General features: G+C 38.2%; 7 protein-coding genes and 1 tRNA gene. 1 reads left to right on the forward strand and 7 read right to left on the reverse strand.

All coding sequences use genetic code 11. The features are described from left to right. The 5 genes from ribB to VJ937_RS06800 all read right to left on the reverse strand — a co-directional run. On the reverse strand, positions 1-577 hold a 577-nt coding region (gene ribB, locus VJ937_RS06780; RefSeq protein WP_324066138.1), incomplete at its 3' end, for a 3,4-dihydroxy-2-butanone-4-phosphate synthase. Positions 578-607: 30 nt separating this feature from the next. Further along, entirely contained in the window at positions 608-1771 is a 1164-nt protein-coding gene (locus VJ937_RS06785; RefSeq protein WP_324066139.1) for a glycosyltransferase family 2 protein, read from the reverse strand. After that, positions 1768-2985 (reverse strand): glycosyltransferase family 4 protein, encoded by a 1218-nt coding sequence (locus VJ937_RS06790; RefSeq protein WP_324066140.1) that lies wholly within the window; start codon positions 2983-2985, stop codon positions 1768-1770. The genes VJ937_RS06785 and VJ937_RS06790 overlap by 4 nt, the downstream gene beginning before the upstream one ends. 104 nt (positions 2986-3089) lie before the next feature. Beyond that, complete coding sequence (locus tag VJ937_RS06795) at positions 3090-4562, reverse strand: LptF/LptG family permease (RefSeq protein ID WP_324066141.1); 1473 nt, start codon at positions 4560-4562, stop codon at positions 3090-3092. A gap of 57 nt (positions 4563-4619) precedes the next feature. Then, on the reverse strand, positions 4620-5015 hold the full coding sequence (locus tag VJ937_RS06800) for an START-like domain-containing protein (protein WP_324066143.1): 396 nt from the start codon (positions 5013-5015) through the stop codon (positions 4620-4622). Between the two features lie 146 nt (positions 5016-5161). Here VJ937_RS06800 and VJ937_RS06805 point away from each other — a divergent pair. Continuing rightward, positions 5162-5235, forward strand: a tRNA-Met gene (locus VJ937_RS06805). A gap of 33 nt (positions 5236-5268) precedes the next feature. Here the strand turns inward: VJ937_RS06805 and VJ937_RS06810 are convergent. Together VJ937_RS06810 and VJ937_RS06815 are read right to left on the reverse strand one after the other, a co-directional pair. Continuing rightward, positions 5269-5964 carry a DUF2490 domain-containing protein gene (locus tag VJ937_RS06810; RefSeq protein ID WP_324066144.1) on the reverse strand — a complete coding sequence of 232 codons (696 nt, stop codon included), beginning with the start codon at positions 5962-5964 and terminating at the stop codon, positions 5269-5271. Further along, positions 5951-6544 (reverse strand): hypothetical protein, encoded by a 594-nt coding sequence (locus VJ937_RS06815; protein WP_324066145.1) that lies wholly within the window; start codon positions 6542-6544, stop codon positions 5951-5953. The genes VJ937_RS06810 and VJ937_RS06815 overlap by 14 nt, the downstream gene beginning before the upstream one ends. Positions 6545-6946: the final 402 nt, after the last annotated feature.

A 6946-nucleotide genomic window follows, 5' to 3' on the forward strand; every position in this document is an offset into this window, starting at 1 on the left:
ACTTATCTGCCATTTCCATAAGCTCCGGGAGCCGGGCCATGGTACCGTCGTCATTCATAATTTCGACGAGTGCACCACCGGGCTTAAGTCCGGCCAGACGTGTTAAATCTACAGCAGCTTCTGTATGACCGGCACGCCGGATCACACCCTTTTCTTTTGCTTTAAGTGGAAAGATATGCCCTGGACGTCCCAGGTCTTCAGGAGTTGTTTCATCCTCCACAAGGGCTTTTATTGTTTTTGAGCGATCAGCAGCTGAAATACCTGTTGTACATCCATGGCCAAGCAAATCTACAGATACCGTAAAAGGGGTTTCGTGTAATGCGGTATTTTTGCCTACCATTAACTCAAGGTCAAGGTCTTCGCAGCGGCCTTCAGGAATTGGCGCGCAAATCAAACCACGACCATATTTGGCCATAAAGTTGACCTTCTCAGGGGTTATAAGTTCTGCTGCTGTTATAAAATCACCTTCATTTTCTCTGTCTTCATCGTCTACCACTATTAAAATATTACCTTTTTTAATTTCTTCAATAGCTTCCGGAATAGTATTCAGTTTGTATGTATCGTTTTGGTTACTCATAGAATTTATTTTGCTGCAAAATTAATATTTTTAACGGGCTCTTTTAGCTCTTTCCCAGTTAACTGACTGAGATTTCTTCAAGTACCTTGCCAGTCCACGTATTTGGGCAATATTTGTAGTTACAAAATAATAAGGCAAATAAAACACGGATGGAAACTTTTGTTTTTCCAGGATCCAGCCACTAAGTGCAGTTATATAAACCAGAAGGTGGGCTATTGCAAGTATTACATATAGCAAATTATCGGGATTAAACCACACTACAGCAACATGTACAGGGATTAGTACCAGTAATGCCAAAGGGCATATCAGCCAGCGAAACACCTTGTGGGAAATAAATTGGAATGCCAAACGTGGATATTTTAATGGGTTCAGCAAGAAACTTAATCTTTTTAATGACTGAAAACCACCTGCAGCGATTCTTACTTTTCTTTTCATTTCTTCTGAAACACTGTAAGAGGGAAATTCCCGGGCAATAGCTCCCGGTTCATATGCTACAGCATAACCCTGAGCAGCAATCCTCAATGATATAATAAAATCATCGAGCACCGTGTCTGATTCTACCGGTTCATATAAATTTTTGCGCACTGCAAATAGCTCTCCGGCCGCACCAAGTGTGGTATTAAAACGGTAATCAAGTTTTTTTATGGTGGATTCATACTTCCAATAGGCCCCTTCACCTGCTCCGGCTGCTGAATTACTATCTATTATTTGTTTTTCGCCGGCTACACATCCAATTTTAGGATCCTGAAAATGACGGGCAATATTGATTAATGTATCCTCAGTTAAAAAAGTATTGGCATCGCAAAACACAATAATATCTGAATCTACTGCCTGTGCAGCACGATTCATGGCATGTATTTTCCCGCGACGTGCATCTTCATGCATAAGTTTGACCTGTGGATACGCTGCAACTTTTTCAGGAGTTCCGTCGTCTGAGCCATCAGTAACCCAAAGTAATGTAAGCTTATCTGATGGATATTTCAGTTTTTTTGAATTCCGGATTTTTTCATCAACAAAATCCCGTTCATTAAAAGCGGTAACAAGAAGTGTGATTTCAGGAAGTTGTTCATTGTCTGCAGATTGTAGTTTTTGGCGATTCCTCCCGAACAAATATCCGAACACATATAACATCACAGGATATACTGCATAACTATAAAACACCAAAAAAAGCAGTATCCAAAAAATATAAATCATGCCTCAGCACTGTTTAAATGAGAATTGAAAAAATCAATCAGCCGTTGGGCGATTTCAGTATTGTCAAATTCGGTTTCAATAAATGACCTTGCATTTTTAGAAACCTCAGTTACTTTTTCTGGTTTTTTTATTGTCTCCAGTATAGTATGTGCCATTTTCGAGGGATCATCGTCAATAAAAATATTCTCCTTGTCAGTAGCATTTAGTCCTTCGGCACCAATAGTAGTTGTAAAAACAACCCTACCCGTGGCCATACCTTCCACAATTTTAACCCGCATACCGCTTCCTGACAACAGGGGCACAACCATAAATGCAAATTCATTCAAGTAATCAAGTGCATCATTTACTTCGCCATGGAAAACTACGTTCCGACGTTTTACTTTGTGCTCATATTTTGGCGGTGCATTTCGTCCGGCAATATGGAACTTCACATCAGGGTTTTGCTTAATAATTTCAGGCCAAACTTTATCAAGAAACCAGTCTATACCTTCCAGGTTGGGCATCCAATCCAGTGAGCCAATAAAGGCAAGTTCAGGTTTATAGTCGGTTGGTGCTTTATATTTATAGTTTTCGAGATCAATACCAACCGGGGCAATACATTTTGGAGAATTATTTCCCAAAAATTCAAAAACGTGTCCATCCCTTTCGGTAATAGGTACAAGCAAGTCGAATTTATTGAGTGACCGTACTTCAAATTGCTCCATACGATTGGTAAGCACTTTCATATACATCCGCTTAATGCCCTGTCTCTGATTTGTGAGGCTCCTGCGCCATATTTCGTGCTCTACATTGTGTGCCCTGAATGAGACAGGTCCGGTAAAGTGCTTCCGTATTATACCGATATAAGGGTAAAGGTACAAACCTTCAAGCTGAACAATATCAAATTGTTTTTCGCGAAGTAATTTCACGAGTTTTTGCTTGTAGGCAGATGATATAAATCTTTTGGCATTATATGGTAAACGTGAAAAAATAAGATTCGTTAATACTTCAGGTGGTTTAATGGAGGTATCTACATAAACGGTATAAAAATCGATCTCTGATTTTAAATCATTAGGTAAATCCTCAACCTCAAAATGGTGCTTATAGGTGTTCATTGCCAATATGGTTACCCTGTGCCCCAATTTAACAAAAGCTTTTGCCATCGATAGTGTGGCTATAGACCCCCCATCTTTGGGTGGATAAGGCATTTTATTGGCCAACATTAATATTTGCATACCATAAGTTTTCTGTTCTGTCTTTAGCTTCTACTTAGTTCAATTTTCAAATAAACCGTTGTATCAATATAACTCTAGCAGGCGTGAATTTAAATGTAAAAACATCACGATCGTTTCATTTTACGGTACCTTCTGAATGCCATAAACCGGTTTATTGCATTTTGAACAGCAACAATATATTTATCAATATTAAATACAACCCTATCTTTCGATGCTTGTATGGTCAAATAAATGCCCAATGGAATAAACACAATTGTAGCCACCCACATTCCTAATGTTGGATCGGCAGCACCTTCTTTACCATATTTTTCTCCGGTAATGGAAATGATGTAGTACATTAAAAACAACACGATACTAATTACAGTGGGCAATCCCATACCTCCTTTCCGGATGATAGCACCCAGAGGCGCACCTACAAAAAACAACAATAAACACGCAAAGGAATATGTAAATTTCTTGTGCCATGCGATCTTATGCTTATTGAGCCATGTTTTTTTGTTCCTCATGGTGTTGCGGGCACTATGAATCTGTGTTTGTGCCGATCGTGCATAACTGAGGGCAGAAGAAATAATAATTCCTTTCAATCGTGAATTAAATTTCTGATAAAGCGTATCAAAAGGGTAAGATTCTACATTGGCAAAATCTTGCATGAATACTGAATCCTGGTTTTTATTAAGCCGTTTAAAATAATTACGTTTAATTAAGTTGTTTGTATACTTATCTCTGCGCTCAACAGTCTCACCATCAAGAGAGTCGATGGTATAGGTCAGCTGATCGACGCTGAGCATCTGATAATTATTTTTAAACAAATTTTCATCCGTTCGCTCCATATCTAAATTTGTAAGGTCGAACAGCAGCTGTTCTTTCTCAAAAATGACCCTCTCCATTGGATAGGCATGTGCTTTCCTGCCTCTCTGTTGTTTTTTCTCGTCGTATGAGGTACCATTGAACAGCGTCAGTATTAGATAATCCCTGTTTTCTGTAAATACGAGTGTTCCAGAATCTGCATGTGTAACGAAATTATTTCCCCGCTTTTCTGTATGATCATAAATAAGGATATTGTACATCATATCCGAATCATTGTCCTTTTTTCCTACTCTAATGGACCGCCCCTCAATGCCATTATAAAAAGTGCCTTCGGGTATCATTACCTCGGCAGGTTGTTTTTTTATATCATAAATAAGGGTTCGCCCTTTAAGATTTGCCACGGGAAGTACATAGTTAGAAAAAAGGAAAGCCCCAATCATTGTAGCGACTGCAAACCACATTAAAGGCTGCATGATCCGGAACAGTGAAATTCCTGCAGCTTTCATGGCAACCAGCTCATTGTGCTCGGCCAGGTTACCAAATGTCATGAGTGAAGAGAGCAAAATAGCAAGAGGCAGCGCTGTGGGTACCATAGTGGCACTTGCCAGCCCTAACATTTGTGCAATAATATCGAAACCCAGTCCTTTACCCACAAGGTCGTCGACATAACGCCATAAGAATTGCATGAGCAATACAAAAATAGCCACAAAAAATGTGGCAATGAAAGGGCCAATGAATGACTTTAATATAAATAGATTAAGTTTTTTCACCCGCGAATTCTTTATTAGCAAGCAAAAATAGCACTTTTTAATTACGGATGAAATACCTTAAAGACCTAATTTGTGTTTAAGTGCGTTAATCTGTGTATCCCAAAGCTCTATAGCATCATCTTTATCATCATCATGGGCAAAATCCGTAATAAGCAAGGCTGTTTCGCCGGTAAGGTCATCTTTTCTGATTCTAAATTCAAAATAGGGGTCCATCTCACTTACTTCTTCTTCCTCCTCATCGAGCCATTTGAACTTAACTATTTCAGGTGTTTTACGAATTAACATTTCTGCTTTCTGCTCCATACCATCCCAAACAAATGTAAATGTTTTATCATTGACATAGACATCATCTGCAAACCATTCTGATAATCCACTTGCTGTACTCAGCCTGTTGAACAAAACTTTTGGGGAAGAATTAAAAGGATACTCCAGCGTATATTTATCTTTTGACATAACAGCAAATTATTTGTATTCACTGCAATATAAAAAAAATATGATAATTAATACAGGACAACATAAAAAATAATTCACATTTTTTTCGCCCTTGCTCTTGTAAAAAGAAATTAGTTCTATATATTTGCACCCGCATTAAAAAATACGGCGAGATAGCTCAGCAGGTTAGAGCGCATGATTCATAATCATGAGGTCCCCGGTTCAAGTCCGGGTCTCGCTACTGCAAAAGCCTGAGAACCAACTCAGGCTTTTTTCATATTCCGAAATAATAGGCTGTGGAGAGAAAAACAGCGTGTCCAACTTCACTGGTATTAATATCAGATCCGCGATACTGTAATGCAAACTGAACTTTCTGTTTTTTTGATGGAAGCCACCCCAATCCCAAACTCAACCGGTTTTCGACATCATAGTTTTTATTATTAAAGTTCCAGAGTATTTCGTCTGAAACGATCCAGTAAAATTCTCCCTCATCGAGACGCTCACCGTTAATTGGCGCACTATAGCTCAAGCGGTATCTTAACCTGGTAAAATAATCTTCTGTATAGAAACGGTTTTCGAATCGCGCTCTGTGGCTAAATTTATTGCTAATAAATGAGGTTTTGAACTTGTATTGAAAGGTCAGGCGGTTTTCAACTTTTCGTGATGGCCTGAACTGATTACTGCCGGAGTAAACATATCCTAAACTTAATTTATTCCCTGTAAAAGTAGCCCTGGTTGCAAAAACCTGCGCCTCAGCTTTACGAATACCTGAATAATCTGCTGTGCCCCATTGTAAATCCTGCCTGATATTGGCTCCTGCCTGCAAGGTATATCGTGTTGATAATTTGTAAGAGGTAGACAATTTGGGTTCCCAATAAAAGTCCGGATCATTATCTGCTCTGAGCTCGTTGATGCCAAATAGCAGAAAAATAAAAAGAAATACTGTACTTCGCATTTTAATATACCTCATTATCATCAATTACTTTTTTAATTCGTCTTTTTCTTTGTATTTCAGCATTTTCATCAATCAGAAACTCATAATGTCCGATTTCATTGCTGTTTTTTTCAACTACCCGCAATTCGAGCTCATAATTAATTTCGAATTTGTTTAATGAATTTTCCAAATAATCGTTTAAAGAAACCCCGCTGTAACCCCGACCGGGTTTATATTGTCTTTGCATTCTTGTAATTTTATACTTGTCAAACAGCCTCAGGAAAAGTTGATCAAATTTTGCATAAAGTCCGTCAGGAAGGCCTCTTTTCTTTATGAGCACCTCGATGTCCTGAAGCCTACCACCTGGAGCAAACTCTACGCTCAATTTCTTATTATTAAATTTAAATTTTGCTTCAAAAGACACATTGTCTCCATCAACCTGTCGGATATAACTAATACGTTTAGCGTCTGATAAGGCATCTAGTTGCTTAAGCGCTTCATCCGGGAAAACGTTCCTGTCCACATATTTTTCTTTCTCATTCTTTATCTCCTGACTTTGGGCTTGTAGCGTCACCATCAGAAAAGTCAGCAGTAACACAATTATTTTAGTACTCATAAAACTTTAGTTTAAATATTGCAAGCAAAATTTATGCAATTCCGGTTTGATACAAAAAAAGCAACATATTCTACTAATGCTGTATTTATTGACCTAAACAAACCTTTCCTCAATCTGTTCAACTAATTAACAATTGAAAACAATTAGTAAGCTGAATATAAAAAAGATAATGAGATGAACCGAGCCATGATAAAAATTTTGACACACAACTGTATGATTATAATAAAAACTGAAAACCTTGTGTGACGGAAGTTTGATTCATCATGGCGAGCTCCATCCCGATTAGCATCGGGACAAGTAATGACCATTAAAATCAAAATTATAAACATATGAACCGAGCCATGACAAAAATTTTGACACACACCCGTATGATTATAATAAAAACTGAAAACCTTGTGTGAC

The organism is Salinivirga sp., from assembly GCF_035268865.1.
Lineage (GTDB): Bacteria > Bacteroidota > Bacteroidia > Bacteroidales > Salinivirgaceae > Salinivirga.

Excerpts from the sequence above, each read along its gene's own strand:
- VJ937_RS06785 (WP_324066139.1), bottom strand. The coding sequence starts at position 1,771 with ATGATTTATATTTTTTGGATACTGCTTTTTTTGGTGTTTTATAGTTAT.
- VJ937_RS06790 (WP_324066140.1), bottom strand. The coding sequence starts at position 2,985 with ATGCAAATATTAATGTTGGCCAATAAAATGCCTTATCCACCCAAAGAT.
- VJ937_RS06800 (WP_324066143.1), bottom strand. The coding sequence starts at position 5,015 with ATGTCAAAAGATAAATATACGCTGGAGTATCCTTTTAATTCTTCCCCA.
- VJ937_RS06810 (WP_324066144.1), bottom strand. The coding sequence starts at position 5,964 with ATGAGGTATATTAAAATGCGAAGTACAGTATTTCTTTTTATTTTTCTG.
- VJ937_RS06815 (WP_324066145.1), bottom strand. The coding sequence starts at position 6,544 with ATGAGTACTAAAATAATTGTGTTACTGCTGACTTTTCTGATGGTGACG.